This is a genomic window from Thalassotalea ponticola (assembly GCF_041379045.1).
Classification (GTDB): Bacteria; Pseudomonadota; Gammaproteobacteria; order Enterobacterales; family Alteromonadaceae; genus Thalassotalea_A; species Thalassotalea_A ponticola.
Map to the genome: position 1 here is coordinate 2,867,179 of NZ_CP166871.1, position 20,816 is coordinate 2,887,994.

Below are 20,816 nucleotides of genomic sequence, written 5' to 3' on the forward strand. Positions count from 1 at the left end.
TGCGACTAATGTATTAGTAACACTTTAATATTTAAAGATTTTTATAAAAGACACTCGCAAAAATTAAGCCGTATATTGCGGGGTGAGTGGGCATGCTTACCACATAAGCCATAAAAACCTGTTTGCAGTTAGGTTTTGCCTGATAACAACAATAATGGGACTACTATGGACTACATGTTATTACTTCCTCCCTTACTGGGCGTCATTGGATTGATTGTCGCTTTTATTTTGTACAACGTCATCAAATCTTACCCCGAAGGTAATGAGACGATGCAAAAGATTGCCAGCCAAATCCACCTTGGCGCCATGGTGTTCATGCACAGAGAATACAAAATGCTCGCAGTCTTCGCTGCCGTTTTACTTGTATTACTTTATTTTTTTGTTGCGGCAAACACCGCTTTAGCTTTTCTCGTTGGCGCCTTATCATCAGCGCTAGCTGGTTATATTGGTATGTTTACCGCAACGAAAGCCAATGTGCGCACCACTGCGGCCGCTCACGACAAGGGCGCGGCGCCTGCACTCACCGTCGCGTTTTTTGGCGGCTCTGTAATGGGCTTGTGCGTCGCTTCTTTAGGACTAATAGGACTTGGCACACTATATTGGTACTTTGGCGGTGATCCAACAACAGCACATTACATTCACGGTTTTGGTATGGGCGCTTCATCGGTGGCGTTATTTTCGCGTGTCGGTGGCGGTATCTTTACCAAGAGCGCTGATGTCGGTGCCGATTTGGTCGGTAAAATAGAAGCGGGCATTCCAGAGGATGACCCAAGAAACCCTGGCGTCATAGCCGACAATGTCGGTGATAATGTTGGCGACGTTGCCGGTATGGGCTCTGACATTTTTGAGTCTTATTGCGGTTCGATGATTGCCTCAATAGCAATCGCGTCTACCATGATTGTCGATAGCCTCGGTAGTCGCAATGCGCTGATGGCGCTGCCGCTCGTACTCGCATCTACCGGCTTAGTGTGCTCTATTATCGGTATTTTGTTAGTCAAAATGATGTCATCGAGCAAAGCCGAAGTGGCACTGCGCACCGGTACCATGGGCTCTGCATTGCTGTTTATCGTTGTCGCGTATTTTGTTATTCAGTACATGGGTATTAATTCCAATGTCTGGTATGCGGTACTAACTGGGGCTGTAGGTGGTATTGTGATTGGTCTTGTTACCGAATACTACACTTCAAGTAAACCGGTTCACAAAATTGCCAAATCGGGTCAAACAGGCTCAGCTACGGTAATGATTACCGGTTTATCGGTGGGTATGGAGTCAGTGGTTATTCCAATATTAACCTTAAGTGCCATTATTTATGCGTCAACTCAGATGGCTGGTTTATACGGGGTTGGTATTGCCGCTGTTGGTATGTTAGCCACCGTTGGTATTACCATGGCCATTGATGCTTATGGCCCTGTCGCCGATAATGCTGGTGGTATCGCGGAAATGGCTGGCTTGGGAGAAGAAACCCGTCACATTACCGATTCACTTGACGAGTTAGGCAATACTACCGCAGCCATTGGTAAAGGTTTTGCTATTGGAGCGGCAGCATTGGCGGCATTAGCAATCATCGCCGCCTACGTTGAAACCATGACGGTAAAAATTCCTGATTTTTCATTACACCTTGGCGATCCCGAAGTGCTCATGGGCTTGTTTATTGGCGGCATGGTACCGTTTTTAATTGCCTCGATAACTATGACAGCTGTTGGCGATGCGGCCTTTGAAATGATCAATGAAATTCGACGCCAGTTTAGAGAGATTGACGGTTTATTAAAAGGCGAAGCCGAACCCGATACCGCGCGATGCGTAGATATTGCCACCACCGCGGCCTTGAAAAAAATGATCTTTCCCGGCGTTGTTGCAGTAGGTGTTCCCGTGGTTGTCGGTTTTGGCATTAGCCCACAAGCACTTGGCGGTACGTTAGGCGGTGCCTTATTAGGTTGTGTGTTGATGGCTTTAATGATGGCCAATGCTGGTGGGGCTTGGGACAACGCGAAGAAATACGTCGAAAAAGGCAATTACGGCGGTAAAGGCAGTGAGGTACACGCCGCTACGGTTGTTGGCGACACGGTAGGCGACCCGTTTAAAGATACTTCTGGCCCATCGATGAATATACTCATTAACGTTATGGCGATTGTCTCGTTAGTTATTGCACCAGTGCTATAGCTGTCGCATTGCAAAAATCAGTTGGCATATAGCCCTAACTGCAGCTGTAAAAAAAAGACCGAACAGCACTGGCTATTCGGTCTTTTTTATCACGTTTGAATTTGCCTATTCGGGGTTAAATACCATCACTATCCGGGAGTAAGCCTCATTCTCTTTGTATACCGTTAAATCATCTACCTGACTCGTACATACCGAGATTCAATGGCTTTGTTGAATGAAGAAGCATCGAGCGCTAATTCACTTAAACAAACCTTGTTCCCACAAGCCAATCATAAATGTCAGTTTGTGACGGTGATTGAACCAAACTAATGATTAAAGATCTAGATTGACTGACTTGTTAAGTTTTACTCTAAAAATAGAGCTAAATTAGCTTTAATCTTATTGATTTCTAAATAGTGATTTTTAGTAAGTACCTCCAAATCATTTTCACGATCCCAAGTCCACTCAAATAACTCTAATTTCAGATCAAGTGGTAAGTCACAGATATACATTCCTTTAAAATTTACAACGTAATGTATCTCTGCTCCTATAGTTCCAGGCGTTCCAGTTCGGATAGGAATGAGTGGCCACGCACCATTTTGGTAATCGATTGATACCCATCCTTGATCATCATGCAAGAAATAAATACCAGAAGTTCCTACGGGCGTAACATTTTGGCGAGAAGTTAAGTATATTTCAGTCTGTTCTTTAGATTTAATGACGCCATCTTTATTTTTAGAATAGAGTACATCAATAACAGAGACCGTGAGTTTAATTTGAGTACTACCCTCTTCCGAATGTTCAATAGCTTCAGCTGCTATGACATCTCCATGAAGGACCAGTTTAGTTTTAGCTTTCAACGAATCCCAACATAAGGGTTTTGTGCGCGAATAGGATGGTAAGCTAAATGCTAGTAAAACTATTAAACCCAATATTGTCTTCATTTATTTTCCACGCTACTTAACATGATTATTGAGAAAGTAACAAGCTTTGGTTGACGATATGTTCCATACTCGAACACAACAGCCTTTCGCCACTGCACTTATTAATCAACAACTTACGCTAAATATACGACCGACGCAAATTCGGGGAAACTCAAAGCCTCACTATGTTTTTGTCATCAATTGCGCTCTGTCCATAAAAATGTCAACTGACAACCTATACTAATGATTACACGTGAAGATGTTTGGACTTTCCGCGTCCAACGATAAAATACTTGGGTGTCAAAATGCTAAATATAACAACGCGTTTACCGTTCATCATATCGATCTATATTTTTGCTGCGAATACCGTTTTAGCTCAAGACAGTTATACAACGTTAGTTCCTTTACCTTCAATCGACGATTTTACCAAGGGTGAAGATGGTTGGGCAGTCGGCCTCGGTTTGGGTATTGAATACGAATCGGCTTATGAGGGCTCTGATGAATTTGGACTCGAAGTAGATCCCGCAGGTGCAGTTCAGTATCGACGCGGAGATAATATATTCTATTGGGCCGGTGAAGCGCTGGGCTGGCGAGGTCTTCGCTATGACAAATGGCTGTTTGATGCAGCCATCGCTTTCGAGGAAGGTCGCGAAGAAAGTGACTCTGATGAGGGACATTTGAATGGCCTTGGTGATGGCGATGAGGGTACAGAAATAGTACTGCAAACGCGCTATGCGTTAGATAATAACTGGCGTTACTGGCTCGATGGCAGAGTAGTCGCCAGTGAAAATGGAAATCTTGGCTTGTTTGGCATAGGCTACCGCTTTGGTGGGCAGAATAATGGAACTGGCTCTGAAATTGCCATTGTTGCGGTTTTTCACGATAGCGATTACGCCAACAAAGATTTTGGTATAAACGCCCGCCAATCTGCGGCTTCAGGGCTCCAAGAAACTCATTTGAGTGGAGGGTTCCGCTCATTTGGCTTGAATTATAATTATCGAACCTATATCGCTAAAAATTGGCAAGTGTTCGGTGAGGCCGTTTACGAACACTACAGTGGTGATATAAAAGACAGCCCGATCACCCGCAACAATTACGAAGCCGAAGTGGGTGTTGGATTCATTTACATATTTTAGCGTGACCAACCTAGTTGATTGCTGTTGCTTACCCAGGACGACTCTGTCACTTAGAAGACGTTGGTGATTGATTGCTTAGAGTGCATCGACCAATCACCAACCACACTTAACCAGTTGATTATAAATACCTTTTGATTTAATCTGTTTTTTCTTAACAACTATTGGTAGACACTGTTTGCAAAGCAAACTAGGTACAGTTGAGTAGCTAAAGCCAAGGCACTTTCTAAATTGACACCGTACCTCCACAACTATGCCCCATAACAATGAGTAAGGATACCCGATGACCCTCGCCAAATATATGAGTCTTGCCTCGGTTTTAACATTATCTGCTTGCCAATCGATCGATAATGCGAGCTTGCATATCCCCGCTAATCAAGTAAATGACATTGAGCGATGTCAAATCGTTGACGGCGATGGTTGGAGTGTTAAAGAGACACTTCACGTGAGCGCTTGTAACTATCGCGTTCAAAATATTGAATACAATTTTTTAGATTTATTCACTAACTTGAAGATCCGAACAACCGTAGGCGTTAATGGGTTTGGATTTACTTGGGATGAAGATGGTGACATTGTCAGTTACAAATTTGGCTCTAAACAAGTACACGTTGATAAAGAGGGGAACTTTGCCGGTTTGATTATCGATGGGCAAGGTGTCACCAGAAATGACATAGATAAATACACCAAAGATTTTGCCTTTACCACACAGCTTCCCAATGGCGAATTAGCACATTCTGCGTGCTTCTATATTTCTAAAGCACAAGTTGTTAGCTTTTTCGATGATAACGAAGAAGTTTTTGGCTACACAGAAAAACCTGATGAGATTTTAACCTGCCAAGGTACGATTGGTGAAGCGTTATACCAAACGCGCTGGCATTCCAAAGACAACAAGTTTGCGCTGCTGATTAATGATGACATGACCAACTACCAGTTAACTCAACCGACTCGCTATCTCCTTGATGGTCAGGTATTTGATTTGCCAGGCTCAATGGCACTTTGTATCGAACAAAACGACCTCTACCAAGCATGCCTTGCCGAAGAACAACCCGCTGATCATATTTACCTTCAATACAATGAAGATGATAAGCAACGCGGTGCTCTTCTCACCAGCTTATTTGCATTTAAAATCATCGACGCAATCGATAAACCTTAACTCGATTAATGCATACTTTGATAATAACCAAACAGCAATTCGAGGCAAGATTGATAATGCGTGCACGCTTGTTCGATTAGCGCTAAGGCTTTTCGCCGCGCAATCACGGCGCGCCAGCTCAAACAAAAAAGCCTGCAACTAGCAGGCTTTTACGATTTAATACATGTGCGATAAACACCTGTATTAGTTATTAAAAGTGTACTTCAACACCGGCAAAGGCACCATCAAATTTTAGATCAGAATAAATACCGTCTAAATCATCAAGTTCCATGTTAACAGCGCGATAACCCAACTGTAGATCAACATCAACAACCATGTTGTCAATTACTGCATAGGCAATACCTGCTTGATAGTCTGACAATGTATGGCCGTCAAATGACAGGAAATTGCCTTCAGCAAACGCACTTAACCCCGTTAATGGCAAGCCAACTTCGGCAGAAACATAAAGCATAGGAATGACGGCATCAACACTGTCAACATCTAAGCCAGCTTGATCAACACTTTGGAACTCGCCGTCTAAGTCTTTCCCAGTAAGACCAAAGTCAAATGAGAACAAACCGTTATCGAATAGTTCATAGTACAAGGTGTAGTCTGTGTAGCTGATATCAATATTGGTTGCGCCAAGAGCAACGTCTTGAATCGAACTTAACTCGACACCGTTAACCTCAATACCAGACTGAGCAACTTTAAAATTTGGAATGAACGGGACTGGGTGCTCTAGTTCAATGTAAAAGCGAGATTCGCTTTCGTCTTCAAATACGAACTCATCCTGAACTTGATTATCAGCGTAGCTACCTTCGGCAGCCATATCCCACGCTTGAGCCCCGATGTAAACCCCAATCGCATCGGCGTTGGCGTTTGCACTGGCCAACACCATTGCCGAAGCAACTAACACAGCGCTTTTTTTCATTTTATTATTATCCTTGACTTAACAGCTCTCGCAAATCAATCAATGCTGCGTTGGCTCTTGAGATATAGTTTGCCATAACCAATGAATGATTGGCGACAAAACCAAATCCATTACCATTGAGGATCAATGGGCTCCACACAGTTTGTTGAGTTGCTTCAAGCTCTCTAATTATTTGACTAACACTTACAGTAGCGTTTTTATTTTCTAATACGTCAGCGAAATCAACCTCAATGGCTTGTAACATATGCAGCAATGCCCAACAGGCACCGCGTGATTCGTAAAAGACATCGTCGATTTTCCACCAACTGGTTTTTACTATAACAGAAGAGGCACTGTATGTGGACTGCTGAGCGACTTTATCGCCAGCTAAATCAGTATTTAATTGATTGCGCCCCACACTAGCACTTAACCGTTGTGAATAACTGCCTAAGCGTTTTTCTACTTCGCGCAAATAATCGCGCAAATTATCGGCACGAGCATAAAATTGCGCATCTTGCACCAAGGGATCAGCAAGCGCCTTGCGATATGAATACAAATCTTCAATCGCCGATGCATATTCACCTTCGGCTGACGGTATTGCCCAGTTTAAGTGGCCGATATTAAATTTGGGCTGGGCAGCCTTTAGATATTTATTTTCTTGCGATTGTGATTGTGAGCGCGAGAATAGCTGGCGCATACTCAAAGACATGTCTCGCACCATTTCCAAGGCGCCAAATTCCCACGCTGGTATATTATCTAATAGTACCGACGGCGGGGTAATATCGTTGGCTAAGTAACCGCCTGGTTTGTTCAAAATGGTTTCGGCCACTTTAATTGTTGCCGTAGTGGTTGTATAGCCGACTACCGGCTTTACATTGGCAACCTTAGCATCAGTTAAGGCTGCTTCTCTCACATCAAACGTGTCTGGTTCAAAGCTCCAAAAAACCCCGAGTAAATAAAACAGAAAGATAATCACAGCAACACTCAATGTTACTGATTTTGCTGAAAATTTTAACGCCATGATAAATCCTTATTACAAATTTAGTGAGTTTTCTTAGTTTTTGAGCTAATCACAGGAACATCTAAATTCACTGTAACACCATCATCAAAGTATAACCTTAGATCTACGTATTGCCCTTGTTTCACAAGCTGATTAGGTTTGAATATCATGATGTGAAATCCGTGAGGCTGAAGCTTTACCGAACCCTTTGCTGGAACGCTAATTGATTGAACCTGTTGCATTTTCATCATTTGATCGGCAAAAACATGTTGATGCAGTTCAATGCGCTCACTCAGGGTTGATGTCACTTTTAACAATTTAACATCGTCATCACCGTGATTGTTAATAAGCATGTAAGCCGATGTTACCGCCGTGCCCGGTATGGATTCTTTTACATAGTAGTGTTTAACCGTAAGATGATCGGCTGACACTTGGAAGCTGACCATAAGAAGTATCAATAAGCATATGTTTTTCATAAATTAACCCGTTAATTAATACTGTTGTAATGGTCGCTTATTTTAACTGAGTTAACAACTTAAATGATACCTTGGTAAATTACTCTGTGACTTGGAGTTTTGCAATGTGGAGTGAGGTGCGCCTCGATGATAAGGCGAGTTGTTGTTATCTACGCGGCAGCGCTACTGCGATTTGAGCTTAATAAGTAAACGATGAAAGCTAATAACAGTACCGGCCAAAATACCCCCAGTCCCATAACGGCTAAGCCAACAAATAAAGCGAGTAATAAAAAGATAACTAAACTAAAAACACTAACCAAAATGGCTGCGGTAACCAAGGCCACGACGACCGCTACTAATGCGGCAACGCTCACTGCTGCCCACGATGAGACCACTTGTTGATCTACATACAGGCTGATATTAAAGAGTTCAATTAACGATGTACCCAATGCCCATGTAATTACAACGGTGGCCACTATCGCGAGCGCAAGTGCTTTAAAAAAGTTCATCACAAGTCCCCACTACTAGTAACGATTTGGCATCACTAATGCGGCAACTAAATAAGCGATAACAGCCGTACTAGGCATCATTAAGCCGACCACTACGGTTGCGGCTCTGACGCCAAAAACCGGTAAATCAAAATAACGCGCTATCCCTGCACATACGCCGCAAATTTTTTTGTTCAACATGTCCTTGCTCAAAGTAACGTGTTTTTTAAAATGTGTCATTTTGCTCTCCAATAACATCTAACATACAATGTCTAACGGCTGGTAATACTCTGCCCTTAGCACGTTAATTACTACCACGATTTGACTAAGCCAAAAACGCCAGCACCAATAAAGAAACTAATCACTGGAATCATCCAGCAGGTCATAAGAAACGTAAAGTTAAGCATGATCCCCCCTACTCTGTGTACATAGCCAGTTAACTATTGACTACGCGTTGCTTCAACTTTTCAAGCTGTTGAGCGATAGCATCCTGTTGCTCTAATTCGGCAATTTGATCTGCCAGACTTTGATTGGCAACAACGTCGTATGCGTCCACCTGAGCCTCTAAATCGTCAACTTTTTGTTGATAGTGTTCAAATTTCGCTATCGCTCGATCAATGTCGCCGGTGTCTAACACCTTCTTAGTTTGTAAGCGCACTTCTGCAGTTTGTTGACGAGTCACTATGGCGTGTTGTCTTGCTTTAGCCTCGCTTAGTTTGTTTTGCAAATGCTGGCTATCTGTTTGAATAGCTGTCAAAACATCATCAATATGTTGAATGCTTTGCTCGCACTCTGATAGCTCTTGAGCTAGCTTTTGCTTTTCAACAAGTGCACTGCGTGCCAAGTCTTCACGACCTTTAGATAACGCCAACTCGGCTTTTTCTTGCCATTGAGTATCTTGTTTATTAATGCGCTCTAACGCACGTGTTAGCTGTTTCTTTTCGGCTATGTATTTAGCCGCCTCACATCTGACTTCAACCAAGGTTTCTTCCATTTCTTGGACAATTAGACGAATCATCTTTTCGGGATTTTCTGCTTTGTCCAGTAATGCATTGATGTTGGCATTAATGATGTCTGTTATTCTTGAAAACATACCCATAAGTCACTCCATAAATTCGTTGTTGTGAAAATTACTACTTAGCTGATTCTTCAGAAAGTGGTTTATTCAAGTTATCTAGTTGCGCGGTCGCCTCATGAATGGTCACCGAAGGTACGCCTTTTTCGTTGCGAAGTAATGAATCAATGTTAAAGTTGGCAACTTCTTGCTCAATGCTGTAAGCAACTTCTTGAGTAACTGACTCAAATACCGCCTTTGACTGTTGTGTCACTACATACTGTAAATATTTCTCTAGTGATACTTGTTCGGCTTGCGCTGCTGTTGGAGCAATCGCTGCTAAACCTAAAGCGCTTGCTAAAATTACTGCTTTGTTAATTGGGGTGTTCATTTTTCTCTCCTGCCCTGAGTAGGCTTTTAGTTAAAATAAATAAAGCGTATTTATCATTGTTAGCCGCTTTCCCTAATAACAATTCAACTCTCGTGCCAAGCTTACGAAAAAGCCAACAAACCATTGTTTTATATACAATTAATCAAACAAAAAAGAACCGCGAAGCAACCAGAAACAAGTTATTAACAACTGTAAAGTTAGCTTTTTTGACTAATGAAATAGTCAATTTAACCAACTTGATGATAAAGATGCTTTAGTTGTTTATCAGATAACACGTACAGCACCCAAACTAGGCCAATTTGAATAGGTGGCCAGCTACGGTGCTAACCTATTTCGTAGCTTGATAAGTGGCGATAACTATTTAGGGAATGTGTATGTCGTGGAAGGAAGCACTGCACCGCTAATTATATGTACCAATAAGGAATATATCGTGTTGTAAACAACGATTATAAGTGACACACGGTCGGGTGCATATCGATTACTAGTGCATCAATTCTGTAAGGGTAATAAAAACCGAAAAAACCAGCGCACATACGCTCGGTAACATTAAAATCCAAAATAAAGACACCGTGGTAATCATAAACACCTTCTTATTTATCAACTAGTGAACGCAGGGAGTAACGTCGTATTAGTTAACGTTGTGTTGAGTAATATGTCTATTAGTCGTCACAAGTCTTAAAAAGGTTTAAATCACAGGTATTAAATCCTTAACTTTAGGTGATAGTTAGGCACTACATCATGTTGTGCCTAAAAAAAACGGATACATATTGTATCCGTTTGGCAAATTAACTGGGCACTTGATTATTTAGAACCGTAAACACGCCAATTCTCGGCAATAAAAACAGCTAGGCGTTGTCAGCGTCAACGGTCGTTAATGCAAAAGCCTCGCGAAGCACGCGCGAGTCAGCTCCAGATTTTCCCGCATTTTCACTTAAGTAGCGACGATATTTACGCGCGCCAGGTAAGCCATTACACAAACCCAACATGTGACGCACAATGTGCCACACACGTGGTCCGTGTTTTTCATCAGAGATCACCTTATCGATATAATCACACATCTGATCAATCACCTGCTGACGTGAAATCTGCGGGTAGTCTTTATTAAAAATATGTTGATCTGCCAAGCTCAACAAATACGGATTTTGATACACTTCACGACCAATCATTACACCGTCGATATGTTGTAAATGTTGAGTCGACTCTTCAAGCGTTTTAATTCCACCATTGATCGAAATCATTAACTCGGGAAAGTCTTTTTTAATGCGGTAAACACGAGAGTAATCAAGCGGCGGAATTTCGCGGTTTTCTTTTGGGCTTAAACCGCTAAGCCAGGCTTTTCTTGCGTGAATAATAAAGTGCTCACAGCCTGCGTCGCTAACCGTATCAATAAATTGATGTAAAAAGTCATAGCTGTCTTGATCGTCAATGCCGATACGAGATTTTACAGTAACCGGCACTGAAACCGCGTTTTGCATGGTATTAACGCAGTCTGCGACCAATGTAGGTTCAGCCATCAAACACGCGCCAAAGCGGCCGTTTTGAACCCGATCAGACGGGCAACCGACGTTGATATTAATTGCATCGTAGCCGTATTGCTCTGCAATTTTTGCACACTCTGTCATCGCTTTTACATCGCTACCACCCAATTGCAGTACCAAGGGATGCTCTTCGGTGTTATAACTTAGGTAATCTCCCTTACCATACAAAATAGCTCCTGTGGTCACCATTTCGGTGTACAACACCGTATGCTTAGACAGTACGCGCAAAAAATAGCGACAATGGCGATCTGTCCAATCGAGCATTGGAGCGACTGAGAGTTGTTCTGTAAATGGCTTATCCATGAAATTCTTTGAAAACCTTATAAATAAAGGGTTATAGGCAAACGCGCCTGAAAAACCCAACAAGTTCATTTGCTCTAAATAGGACCCCAAATAGGTCCCCAAATTACTGCAGGTCCCCCTATAGGTACCCAAAATACAGGAGCATTAAGTTGGCACATTTTAGCATAGAAACTATCGACAAGAGCAATACCAATAACGGTTCTAGCACATTTCTCGACACATCGATTGCTATAAACTGCGCTTTGGCGACCAACAGGGTGTTTTATTCCTTTATTTCTACCTTCCAAGGGGGATCGATACGATTCTCGCCAGCCCAATAAAGTTTTATTTTATTACCTGACGGATCTCTTAAAATGGCTTCTTTCCACAAATACCGCTGATCTTGTGGCGCTTGCTCAAAAACAATGCCTTTTTCACTTAGCCGTTGACACAGTTCCTCTAGCTCTTCGTGTTCAAAATAGATCACTGAGTGATTTTCAAAGTCTTCTCTTTCTAATGATAAGGAAAATGTCGAGTCGCCATCTGGGCAGGTAAAACGCGCATAGTGGGGCGTGTCGACAATTTGAGTAAATCCTAGCTTAAGGTAAAACTGCACAGCTTCCTGCATATTTTTTACCGGCATGGTAACTTGGTTAAGTTGCATTGGACCTCCTGGCGTTTATTTTATGTATTCGCGGTAACTTGACTAGCCCTTACTAAAACATGACCTTTATCGATACGGGATAAAAATCGCAATTCATCGCTTGCAGAGCTGATTAAAATGGCTTTAATAACCTGAAATATCACATTATTCTGGCTCGCGAGCGTTGTTGATATCGGCGGTCGCTATTACTACAAACGAAGCTGGCATCAAGCACGAGGTATGATACACTAGGTTTAATCGACACAGTGCAACAATATTTATGGAATCTTCACAACTACTTGAATTAGCAAGAGAATACTGTAAGAAAAACGGTAGTCGACTCACCCCTGCTCGTGAACAAGTTTTTCTTTTGTTGGCTCAAAATCAAGGCGCGATTGGCGCGTATGACTTACTTGAACAATTAAAGCAAATTGATCCCGGTGCTAAACCAGCCACCGTCTATCGGGCACTCGATTTTCTCGCGAGCCAAGGGTTTGTTCATAAGATTGAATCGATCAATGCGTTTTTAATGTGCGACCACTTCAGCGAATGCAGTCACCCCGTTCAGTTACTCATTTGCGATCACTGTAGCAGTGTGGAAGAAATTCAGTCAAACAATTTAGATCTCGCCTTACGGGCGATGGCTGATGCCAGTGGCTTTACCATAACCAAGCAAGTAGTAGAAGCACACGGACGGTGTAAGAATTGCCAGCGCGCTACCTAACTGTAGCGCGACATCTCGTTAGATATAATCAATAAAATTACGCCGTTAATGAACGCCGGTTTATTGTAGTTCGTTTTGTTTTTCGCTATTTGAGTATATTGGGCGATCGCCTAACGAGTTGCGCACGTGACAATCGCCATCAAGAACGGCAATAATGATTTTATTGTCGCGGTATGATTCTGGAAAAATCACCCGCCGATCACTTTGTACGGTGACATTGGTCAGCACATCGGAACACAGTGACATCATATCATCTTGCTCATAATACAACACGGTTACAGCATTATTATTACTTTGCATAAGTGAAGCCTCACAATCGTCAATAAGCGCTAAAAAATTAGAACTTCAGTCCTTTTTTTAACCGCAATAGCATAACTATAGCCAACATTTTTAGTTTTACGAATTGGGTCAATAGTTACTCTGAAGCGATGACCAAGAAAGAACCTAGCGTATTGGCTGTATCAGTGAGGTGCGCTTTGACTAAAGAAGATCAGCGCAGGATGATTTTTACCCGACGGGAAATATTACACAATAGCTCGTAAGCAATGGTGGTGGCATGTGCTGCCACGCGATTAATATTGAGGTTTTTACCCCACAGTTCAACGTGGTCGCCAATCTTATCTTTGGCAGCAACGCCCAGATCAACGGTGATCATGTCCATTGACACGCGCCCCACTAATGGTACTTCTCGGCCATTTATCAATACTGGTGTACCGTTTTGAGCATGTCGTGGATAGCCGTCTCCATAACCAATAGCAACCACGCCAATGCAGGTGTCCTGCTTGGCTTGCCAAGCAGCGCTATAACCTATCGACTCTCCTGCTTTTATATGACGAATCGCAATCAAGCTTGAATGCAAAGTCATCACCGGTTGTAAGTCTATAGGTAAAGCACCTTCGCTGATGCGAGGGTCAATGCCGTATAACATCAATCCAGGGCGAACCCATTGATAATGGCATTCTGGCCAAGCGCAGATAGCCGCGGAATTAGCTAATGTGCGCTCTCCACTAAACGGTGCGGTAATTTGCTCAAATAACTGTTGTTGATGGCGAGTTTGTTCACTTTCCAAGTCATCAGCGCAGGCCAAGTGACTCATCAATCGAAGATTGTCTTTAACCACTTTACATTGGCGTAAACGTTGATAAAACTCGGCGCACTCATCCGGCTCTATACCAAGGCGATGCATGCCGGTGTCTATCTTCAGCCAAACTTGAATCGCATCTTCAACATCGGCTTGTTCAAGTGCTTCGAGTTGTTGGCGATTGTGTACGACAGTTTGTAAATTGTTGGCTGCAATGATCGGCAGGTGTTGCTTATCAAAAAAACCTTCAAGTAAAACTATGGGCTGAACAATGCCTCCTTGACGCAATTCCAAAGCTTCCTCGATACGCGCGACACCAAAGGCATTGGCTTGCGGTAACGCTTTGGCTATTTGTACCAAACCGTGACCATAGGCGTTAGCTTTGAGTACGGCCAATACCTTACTGGCCGGAGCTATGTTTTTAATGCACTGATAATTGTGTAATAGTGCCGCGGTATCAATGGTTGCGGTGGCTGTTTGCTGGGCGTTGAACATCAATTATTAATCTTCGTCCATAATGCCGCCTGGTCCGGCAAAGTTATCAAAGCGAGAGTATTGACCTTGGAATGTCACTCTAACCCGACCGATGGGGCCGTTACGTTGTTTACCAATAATGATTTCTGCGGTGCCCTTATCCGGTGAATCGTCGTGATAAACTTCATCGCGATAAATAAACATAATCAAGTCAGCATCTTGCTCGATAGAGCCCGATTCACGCAAATCCGAGTTTACCGGACGCTTATCAGCGCGTTGCTCCAATGAACGGTTCAGCTGTGATAGGGCGACAACCGGAATATTTAACTCTTTCGCCAATGCTTTTAATGAACGGGATATTTCGGCGATTTCTAGGGTACGGTTATCGCTAAATTGCGGCACGCGCATTAATTGTAGGTAATCGACCATGATCATTGACAAACCACCGTGATCGCGAGCTACTCGACGAGCGCGCGAGCGAACTTCGGTTGGCGTCAAACCCGCAGCATCATCGACAAATAATTTACCTTTTTCAACTAATATGCCCATGGTCGATGACAGTCTCGCCCAATCTTCGTCGTTTAACTGACCGGTACGAATTTTGGTTTGGTCTATGCGTCCAAGTGATGCCAACATACGCATCATGATTTGTTCTGATGGCATCTCCAACGAGAACACTAAAGCGGGCTTGTCGTGAGTCATTGCCGCACTCTCGACTAAGTTCATAGCAAAGGTGGTTTTACCCATTGATGGGCGAGCAGCAACAATGATCAAATCTGAGGGTTGCATCCCCGCGGTCATTTTGTCGAGATCAGTAAATCCGGTAGATACACCAGTTACCCCATCGTGTGGTTGACCGTAAAGTTTTTCAATTTTATCAACGGTCTTCTCCATGATTGAGTGAATACTTTCAGGGCCTTCCGATTTATTCGCGCGTTGTTCGGCAATGGCAAAGACCTTACCTTCAGCAAAATCGAGTAATTCTGCACTGCTGCGACCGCTGGTGTCATAACTGGCATCGGCAATTTCATTTGCCACAGCAATCAGCTCTCGGGTTACCGCACGTTCTCTAACAATCCCAGCGTAAGCGAGAATATTCGCCGCACTCGGGGTGTTTTTCATCATTTCGGCGAGATAAACAAAGCCGCCAACATCATCAATTTGCTGCTGATTTTCCAGCGCTTCTGATAAGGTAATCAGATCAACCGGATGACCTTTTTCAATCAAGTCACCAATGTTGGTAAATATGATGCGATGAGCGCGCGAGTAAAAGTCTTCGGCAACAACGCGTTCAGAGACATTATCCCAGGCATTGTTATCAAGCAATAAGCCACCTAATACTGATTGCTCAGCCTCCATCGAATGAGGGGCAACTTTTAACTGCTCAACCTGTTTGTCTTTGGCTTGATGCTTAGCCTGCTTTTGCGCCATGGGTAATGAAATCCTGTACAGCTGAAATAGATATTACGTTAGCTGTCCAATTTAAGCGATTTCGAGCAAAATTTGAAGTGAAAAATGATTTCAGCCAATAGTTTTCAACGTCCTTTAACGGTGCATTCAAGTGGTGAATAACGGCGGATCTTTTTCTTTTGGCTTAGGGCACTGAGCTAAAATGGTGTAATCGTTGGATATCGGCTCTTTTTGCACTAATTTAACGTCAAACTGCCACAGTGAGTGCAGGTGCTTGATCACTTCGTTAAAGCTGTCGTGTAACGGCACGTTATCGACGGCAAAATATTCCAGTGTTAGTGACCTATCGCCATTCACATCAGCGTCAATAATTTGCACATTGGCCTCAAGTTGACTGAGATCGTATTGCCTAGCCAGCGCACTGCGCACTTGACGATAGCCCTGTTCGTTGTGAATGGCCACAACATCAAGGTGATTTTGTCGCTCGTCATCATGTAGCTGAAACAGTTTCATTTCGCGCATTAAGTGAGGTGATAAAAACTGACTGATAAAACTTTCATCTTTAAAATTTTGCATCGCAAAGGTCACCGTTTCCAGCCAGTCTTTTCCCGCGATATCTGGAAACCATCGCTTGTCTTCTTCGCTTGGGTTTTCACAAATACGGCGGATATCCATAAACATATTAAAGCCCAGTGCGTATGGGTTGATGCCGTTGTATGCTGGGTGGTTATACGGTAATTGGGTGATAACATTAGAGTGATGGTGAATAAACTCCATCATAAAGTTATCGCTGAGTAGGCCTTCGTCATAGAGGTGATTAATTATGGTGTAATGCCAAAAACACGCCCAGCCTTCATTCATCACCTGAGTTTGTCGCTGGGGATAAAAATACTGACCGATTTTGCGCACAATGCGCACGATTTCACGTTGCCAAGTTTCTAATTTAGGCGCGTTTTTTTCGATAAAATAAAGCAAGTTTTCTTGCGGTTGCTCAGGAAATCGTTGCTGTTTGGGTGCGTGCTCTTGTTGTAGTTGTTTATCGACTCGCTGCCACAGCGCATCGAGATGAGACTGTAAAAACTCTTCTCTGGCCAGTTGTTGTTCCTTTTCTTGCGCAACCGACAGTTTTTGCGGGCGTTTATAGCGATCGACGCCCAGATTCATTAACGCATGGCAAGCATCTAACGTATCTTCTACGGCATCTATGCCATGCTTTTGTTCACATTGATGAATATAGTTTTTGGCAAACAGCATGTAATCAATAATCGAATCTGCGTCAGTCCATGTTCTAAATAAATAATTGCCTTTGAAAAATGAATTATGACCATAGCTCGCATGGGCAATAACTAACGCCTGCATAATCATCGTATTTTCTTCCATTAAATAGGCGATACAAGGATTTGAATTAATGACAATTTCGTAGGCCAAGCCCATATGACCACGGCGGTAACTTTGCTGAGTTTGAATAAATTTTTTGCCAAAACTCCAATGCTGATAGCCAATCGGCATACCGATACAAGCGTATGCATCCATCATTTGCTCAGACGTTATCATCTCAATTTGATTGGGGTAACAGTCTAAACCATAGTGGTTGGCGACTCGTTCAATGTGTGCTTGATAACGCTGAAGGTTCTCAAAAGTCCAGTCAGGACCGTCGTCTAGTGGTGTATTCGATTTAACCTGTTGTCTGGTATTAGCCATAAGTCACCTTCGACGTTGTTCTTTCTGCTTTTTTAAATAGCTCTCTAAATACCGGATAGATATCCTGGGCATCTTTTATTTGACGCATCGTAAAATGGCTGTGTTCAATAGCCAGCTTTTGATAGTGTTGCCACATCGCTTTGGGGACCAACTTATTGATCTCGATATAAGTGAAGTAGCGACACACAGGCAACAGTTTTTTCTCCAGTAGTTGCATGCATTTTGGCGTATCGTCCTGCCAATTGTCACCGTCGCTGGCTTGCGCACCATAAATATTCCACTGCTGTGCAGGGTAGCGTTCCTCGATGATCTCATCCATTAACTGCAAAGCCGATGAGACAATGGTGCCACCGGTTTCGCGAGAGTAAAAAAAGTCGTGTTCACTGACTTCTTTAGCGGTGGTGTGATGGGTTATGTAGACCACGTCAATGTGCTCGTAATTGCGCGATAAAAACAGATACAACATAATGTAAAACCGCTTCGCCATATCTTTGGTTTGCTGGGTCATTGAGCCCGACACATCCATCAGGCAAAACATGACCGCCTTCGATGTTGGCACCGACTTTTGCTCGTAGTTGCGAAAGCGCAAATCAAAGGTATCAATAAATGGCACCCGTTGGATTTTCTCTTTGAGTTTTTCTATTTCCTCGTCGAGTTTGGCAATTTCACGCTCTCGTTGCTCACTAAACATCAACAATTGCTGCTCGACGAGCTCGTCGCGAGCCTGCTCACACCCTCTGAGTTCAGCTCGTGTCGAGGCGGTCATTGCCACTTTTCTCGCCATCGACTTTTGCAACGAACGAACAATATCTAAATTGGCGGGTACACCGGTGTTGCAGTAGCCACTGCGCACCGTTTTAGTCTCTTGTAATTGGTTTTGCTGTTTGTTTTCAAGGTTGGGTAATTCTAAATCTTCAAATAGTAAATCAATGTACTCATCGGCAGAAATAGAAAAGTTGAAATTGTCCTCGCCGCTTCCACTGTCCGAGGCATTACCTTGCCCCTGACCTTGACCAGATCCCATCGGTGGTTTGGCAATTTTATCGCCCCGATTAAACTGATCATTGCCGGGCAGCACGATATCGCGCTTGCCCCCAGCGCCTCGCTTAAACACGGGTTCGTTCAAATCTTTATCGGGAATGGTGACGTTTTGATCCGAGGTGTGATCAGTCACCTGACGCTCGGTTATCGACTTGGCTAACGATTCCTTTATTTGCCGTTTGTAACGGCGCACAAACCTCTGTCTATTAACCATAGATTTATTTTTACCGTTTAAACGTCTGTCGATAAAATTTACCATTTTACCTCCGTGCAAAAAGATAGCAGCCTCTGTTGCTCACCCAAGACATAGATTGACAAGCAACAACCTCGATGTTCACTACTCTGTATTACGATGACTTTCTCACCCGCAAATACCACTCACACAGCAAGCGAACTTGCTTTTGGGTATAGCCTTTCTCAACCATGCGCTCGACAAATTGATCGTGTTTTTTCTGATCTTCTGAAGAGGTTTTGGTATTGAAGGAAATAACAGGGAGCAAGTCTTCCGTGTTTGAAAACATTTTTTTCTCAATAACGGTACGCAGCTTTTCATAACTCGTCCACGCTGGGTTTTGACCATTGTTATTGGCTTTTGCGCGCAGTACAAAATTAACAATTTCATTGCGAAAATCTTTTGGATTTGAAATACCTGCCGGTTTTTCAATTTTTTCTAACTCGTCATTTAATGCGCTTCGATCGAGAATTTGTCCCGTATCAGAATCTCGGTACTCTTGGTCTTGAATCCAAAAGTCGGCGTAAACCACATAGCGATCAAAAATATTTTGACCGTATTCTGAGTACGACTCTAAGTACGCGGTTTGAATTTCTTTGCCAATGAAATCAATGTACTGAGGTACCAAGTAGCCCTTTATAAACTCGAGATACTTATCGCTGGTTTCTTTTGGCAACTGTTCGCGTTCTATTTGCTGTTCAAGTACATAGAATAGATGCACCGGGTTAGCCGCGACTTCGCCGTGTTCAAAGTTAAACACCCGCGATAAAATTTTGAAGGCAAAACGGGTAGATAAGCCACTCATTCCCTCGTCAACACCAGCGTAATCTCGGTACTCCTGATACGATTTAGCTTTGGGGTCAGTGTCTTTCAGTGTTTCCCCGTTGTACACTCGCATCTTCGAGTAAATACTTGAGTTTTCTGGTTCGACTAAGCGCGACAACACCGAAAACTGCGCCAGAATATCGAGCGTATTGGGAGCGCAACAGGCTTGGTATAACTCACTATTGGCCAATAATTTTTGATAAATTTTTATCTCTTCACTGACTCGTAAACAATACGGTACTTTGACGATATAGACCCTATCGAGAAACGCTTCGTTATTTTTATTGTTGCGAAAACTTTGCCATTCTGATTCATTTGAATGGGCTAAGATAATGCCGTCAAATGGCAGAGCTGACAAACCTTCTGTCGGGTTGTAGTTACCTTCTTGCGTTGCCGTTAACAATGGGTGCAGCACCTTGATCGGCGCTTTAAACATTTCGACAAATTCCATGATCCCCTGATTGGCTCGGCAAAGTGCTCCTGAGTAGCCGTAAGCATCTGGGTCATTTTGAGCAAAGTGCTCTAACCGACGAATATCGACTTTACCAACCAACGACGAAATATCTTGGTTGTTATCATCACCCGGCTCTGTCTTAGCCACCGCAATTTGCGCCAAAATTGAGGGGTTGATTTTGACCACTTTAAACTTAGAGATATCGCCACCAAACTCATTCAATCGCTTTGCCGCCCACGGCGACATAATGGTGTTTAAATAGCGCCCCGGAATATTGTATTCTTGTGTTAAAATTTTACCGTCGCTATTGGCATCAAATAAGCAAAAGGGGTGATCGTTAACCGGTGACAGCTGATCATTGGCAGACAGCACGTAAATGGGTTGCTGTTGCATAAGCGCCTTGAGTTTTTCGGCGAGCGACGATTTACCGCCCCCCACAGGTCCCAGTAAGTAAAGTACTTGTTTCTTTTCTTCTAGACCCTGACTGGCGTGGCGTAGATACGACACGATTTGTTCAATCGCCTCCTCCATACCAAAGAAATCTGAGAATGCAGGGTAGCGAGCAATAACCCGGTTTGAAAAAATGCGACTCATAACCGGATCTTTTGCGGTATCGACCATCTCCGGCTCACCAATTGCCGCTAACATACGCTCGGCTGCATTGGCATAGGCCATTTTATCGTCACGACACAGATCCAAAAACTGCTGCAAGCTCATTTCCTCTTGCCTAGCAAGTTCATAACGACTCTGATAATGTTCAAAGATACTCATAACGCCTCCATATGC

General features: G+C 43.2%; 20 protein-coding genes. 4 read left to right on the forward strand and 16 right to left on the reverse strand.

Features of this window, described 5'->3' with window-relative positions; genetic code table 11:
- Window positions 1-165 precede the first annotated feature (165 nt).
- Complete coding sequence (locus tag ACAY30_RS12495) at window positions 166-2,160, forward strand: sodium-translocating pyrophosphatase (protein WP_290252623.1); 1,995 nt, start codon at window positions 166-168, stop codon at window positions 2,158-2,160.
- A gap of 344 nt (window positions 2,161-2,504) precedes the next feature.
- Here ACAY30_RS12495 and ACAY30_RS12500 read toward each other — a convergent pair whose 3' ends face one another.
- A complete protein-coding gene (locus ACAY30_RS12500) occupies window positions 2,505-3,083 on the reverse strand; it encodes a hypothetical protein (RefSeq protein WP_290252622.1) in 579 nt (192 codons plus the stop codon).
- Between the two features lie 284 nt (window positions 3,084-3,367).
- On the opposite strand from ACAY30_RS12500, the gene ACAY30_RS12505 reads away from it, so the two are divergent.
- Window positions 3,368-4,198: a MipA/OmpV family protein gene (locus ACAY30_RS12505; protein WP_290252621.1), complete on the forward strand. Its 831-nt coding sequence runs from the start codon at window positions 3,368-3,370 to the stop codon at window positions 4,196-4,198.
- 280 nt (window positions 4,199-4,478) lie between these two features.
- On the forward strand, window positions 4,479-5,348 hold the full coding sequence (locus ACAY30_RS12510; protein WP_290252620.1) for a hypothetical protein: 870 nt from the start codon (window positions 4,479-4,481) through the stop codon (window positions 5,346-5,348).
- A 190-nt stretch (window positions 5,349-5,538) separates the two neighbouring features.
- On the opposite strand, the gene ACAY30_RS12515 is transcribed toward ACAY30_RS12510, so the two are convergent.
- The 9 genes from ACAY30_RS12515 to ACAY30_RS12555 form a co-directional block, all read right to left on the reverse strand.
- The gene (locus tag ACAY30_RS12515; RefSeq protein WP_290252619.1) at window positions 5,539-6,258 is read right to left on the reverse strand and encodes a TIGR04219 family outer membrane beta-barrel protein; all 720 of its coding nucleotides are present in this window, start codon (window positions 6,256-6,258) and stop codon (window positions 5,539-5,541) included.
- A gap of 7 nt (window positions 6,259-6,265) precedes the next feature.
- Window positions 6,266-7,258, reverse strand: coding sequence for a DUF2333 family protein (locus ACAY30_RS12520; RefSeq protein WP_290252617.1), 993 nt, complete (start codon window positions 7,256-7,258; stop codon window positions 6,266-6,268).
- A 20-nt stretch (window positions 7,259-7,278) separates the two neighbouring features.
- Window positions 7,279-7,713 (reverse strand): copper chaperone PCu(A)C, encoded by a 435-nt coding sequence (locus ACAY30_RS12525; RefSeq protein ID WP_290252616.1) that lies wholly within the window; start codon window positions 7,711-7,713, stop codon window positions 7,279-7,281.
- A gap of 149 nt (window positions 7,714-7,862) precedes the next feature.
- Entirely contained in the window at window positions 7,863-8,201 is a 339-nt protein-coding gene (locus ACAY30_RS12530) for a hypothetical protein (protein WP_290252615.1), read from the reverse strand.
- Window positions 8,202-8,216: 15 nt separating this feature from the next.
- On the reverse strand, window positions 8,217-8,420 hold the full coding sequence (locus tag ACAY30_RS12535; RefSeq protein WP_290252614.1) for a PspC domain-containing protein: 204 nt from the start codon (window positions 8,418-8,420) through the stop codon (window positions 8,217-8,219).
- 196 nt (window positions 8,421-8,616) lie between these two features.
- The gene (pspA, locus tag ACAY30_RS12540; RefSeq protein WP_290252613.1) at window positions 8,617-9,279 is read right to left on the reverse strand and encodes a phage shock protein PspA; all 663 of its coding nucleotides are present in this window, start codon (window positions 9,277-9,279) and stop codon (window positions 8,617-8,619) included.
- Between the two features lie 34 nt (window positions 9,280-9,313).
- Window positions 9,314-9,625, reverse strand: a complete 312-nt coding sequence (locus tag ACAY30_RS12545) for a hypothetical protein (protein ID WP_290252612.1) — start codon at window positions 9,623-9,625, stop codon at window positions 9,314-9,316.
- A gap of 845 nt (window positions 9,626-10,470) precedes the next feature.
- A complete protein-coding gene (dusA, locus tag ACAY30_RS12550; RefSeq protein ID WP_290252611.1) occupies window positions 10,471-11,466 on the reverse strand; it encodes a tRNA dihydrouridine(20/20a) synthase DusA in 996 nt (331 codons plus the stop codon).
- Between the two features lie 262 nt (window positions 11,467-11,728).
- Window positions 11,729-12,109 carry a VOC family protein gene (locus ACAY30_RS12555; RefSeq protein WP_290252610.1) on the reverse strand — a complete coding sequence of 127 codons (381 nt, stop codon included), beginning with the start codon at window positions 12,107-12,109 and terminating at the stop codon, window positions 11,729-11,731.
- Window positions 12,110-12,368: 259 nt separating this feature from the next.
- Between ACAY30_RS12555 and ACAY30_RS12560 the strand changes: the two genes are divergently transcribed.
- On the forward strand, window positions 12,369-12,812 hold the full coding sequence (locus ACAY30_RS12560) for a transcriptional repressor (protein ID WP_290252609.1): 444 nt from the start codon (window positions 12,369-12,371) through the stop codon (window positions 12,810-12,812).
- Between the two features lie 60 nt (window positions 12,813-12,872).
- Here the strand turns inward: ACAY30_RS12560 and ACAY30_RS12565 are convergent, their stop codons facing one another.
- The 6 genes from ACAY30_RS12565 to ACAY30_RS12590 all read right to left on the reverse strand — a co-directional run bounded on the left by ACAY30_RS12565 (window position 12,873) and on the right by ACAY30_RS12590 (window position 20,801).
- The gene (locus ACAY30_RS12565) at window positions 12,873-13,112 is read right to left on the reverse strand and encodes a DUF2375 family protein (RefSeq protein ID WP_290252608.1); all 240 of its coding nucleotides are present in this window, start codon (window positions 13,110-13,112) and stop codon (window positions 12,873-12,875) included.
- A gap of 190 nt (window positions 13,113-13,302) precedes the next feature.
- Window positions 13,303-14,388, reverse strand: a complete 1,086-nt coding sequence (gene alr / locus ACAY30_RS12570) for an alanine racemase (RefSeq protein ID WP_290252607.1) — start codon at window positions 14,386-14,388, stop codon at window positions 13,303-13,305.
- A gap of 6 nt (window positions 14,389-14,394) precedes the next feature.
- Window positions 14,395-15,798, reverse strand: a complete 1,404-nt coding sequence (dnaB, locus tag ACAY30_RS12575) for a replicative DNA helicase (protein ID WP_290252606.1) — start codon at window positions 15,796-15,798, stop codon at window positions 14,395-14,397.
- A gap of 126 nt (window positions 15,799-15,924) precedes the next feature.
- Window positions 15,925-17,478 carry a SpoVR family protein gene (locus tag ACAY30_RS12580; RefSeq protein ID WP_290252605.1) on the reverse strand — a complete coding sequence of 518 codons (1,554 nt, stop codon included), beginning with the start codon at window positions 17,476-17,478 and terminating at the stop codon, window positions 15,925-15,927.
- Window positions 17,471-18,778 (reverse strand): YeaH/YhbH family protein, encoded by a 1,308-nt coding sequence (locus ACAY30_RS12585; RefSeq protein WP_290252604.1) that lies wholly within the window; start codon window positions 18,776-18,778, stop codon window positions 17,471-17,473. Before ACAY30_RS12585 ends, ACAY30_RS12580 begins: the two co-directional genes overlap by 8 nt.
- A gap of 88 nt (window positions 18,779-18,866) precedes the next feature.
- A complete protein-coding gene (locus tag ACAY30_RS12590; protein WP_290252603.1) occupies window positions 18,867-20,801 on the reverse strand; it encodes a PrkA family serine protein kinase in 1,935 nt (644 codons plus the stop codon).
- Between the last annotated feature and the right edge of the window lie 15 nt (window positions 20,802-20,816).

What these genes read in the sequence shown, in the direction of transcription:
- ACAY30_RS12495 (WP_290252623.1), top strand. Translation starts at nt 166, where the DNA reads ATGGACTACATGTTATTACTTCCTCCCTTACTGGGCGTCATTGGATTG.
- ACAY30_RS12590 (WP_290252603.1), bottom strand. Translation starts at nt 20,801, where the DNA reads ATGAGTATCTTTGAACATTATCAGAGTCGTTATGAACTTGCTAGGCAA.
- alr (WP_290252607.1), bottom strand. Translation starts at nt 14,388, where the DNA reads ATGTTCAACGCCCAGCAAACAGCCACCGCAACCATTGATACCGCGGCA.
- ACAY30_RS12585 (WP_290252604.1), bottom strand. Translation starts at nt 18,778, where the DNA reads ATGGTAAATTTTATCGACAGACGTTTAAACGGTAAAAATAAATCTATG.
- ACAY30_RS12500 (WP_290252622.1), bottom strand. Translation starts at nt 3,083, where the DNA reads ATGAAGACAATATTGGGTTTAATAGTTTTACTAGCATTTAGCTTACCA.
- ACAY30_RS12545 (WP_290252612.1), bottom strand. Translation starts at nt 9,625, where the DNA reads ATGAACACCCCAATTAACAAAGCAGTAATTTTAGCAAGCGCTTTAGGT.
- ACAY30_RS12530 (WP_290252615.1), bottom strand. Translation starts at nt 8,201, where the DNA reads ATGAACTTTTTTAAAGCACTTGCGCTCGCGATAGTGGCCACCGTTGTA.
- ACAY30_RS12505 (WP_290252621.1), top strand. Translation starts at nt 3,368, where the DNA reads ATGCTAAATATAACAACGCGTTTACCGTTCATCATATCGATCTATATT.
- ACAY30_RS12535 (WP_290252614.1), bottom strand. Translation starts at nt 8,420, where the DNA reads ATGACACATTTTAAAAAACACGTTACTTTGAGCAAGGACATGTTGAAC.
- ACAY30_RS12555 (WP_290252610.1), bottom strand. Translation starts at nt 12,109, where the DNA reads ATGCAACTTAACCAAGTTACCATGCCGGTAAAAAATATGCAGGAAGCT.
- ACAY30_RS12525 (WP_290252616.1), bottom strand. Translation starts at nt 7,713, where the DNA reads ATGAAAAACATATGCTTATTGATACTTCTTATGGTCAGCTTCCAAGTG.
- dnaB (WP_290252606.1), bottom strand. Translation starts at nt 15,798, where the DNA reads ATGGCGCAAAAGCAGGCTAAGCATCAAGCCAAAGACAAACAGGTTGAG.
- ACAY30_RS12580 (WP_290252605.1), bottom strand. Translation starts at nt 17,478, where the DNA reads ATGGCTAATACCAGACAACAGGTTAAATCGAATACACCACTAGACGAC.
- ACAY30_RS12510 (WP_290252620.1), top strand. Translation starts at nt 4,479, where the DNA reads ATGACCCTCGCCAAATATATGAGTCTTGCCTCGGTTTTAACATTATCT.
- ACAY30_RS12565 (WP_290252608.1), bottom strand. Translation starts at nt 13,112, where the DNA reads ATGCAAAGTAATAATAATGCTGTAACCGTGTTGTATTATGAGCAAGAT.
- ACAY30_RS12520 (WP_290252617.1), bottom strand. Translation starts at nt 7,258, where the DNA reads ATGGCGTTAAAATTTTCAGCAAAATCAGTAACATTGAGTGTTGCTGTG.
- pspA (WP_290252613.1), bottom strand. Translation starts at nt 9,279, where the DNA reads ATGGGTATGTTTTCAAGAATAACAGACATCATTAATGCCAACATCAAT.
- ACAY30_RS12515 (WP_290252619.1), bottom strand. Translation starts at nt 6,258, where the DNA reads ATGAAAAAAAGCGCTGTGTTAGTTGCTTCGGCAATGGTGTTGGCCAGT.
- ACAY30_RS12560 (WP_290252609.1), top strand. Translation starts at nt 12,369, where the DNA reads ATGGAATCTTCACAACTACTTGAATTAGCAAGAGAATACTGTAAGAAA.
- dusA (WP_290252611.1), bottom strand. Translation starts at nt 11,466, where the DNA reads ATGGATAAGCCATTTACAGAACAACTCTCAGTCGCTCCAATGCTCGAT.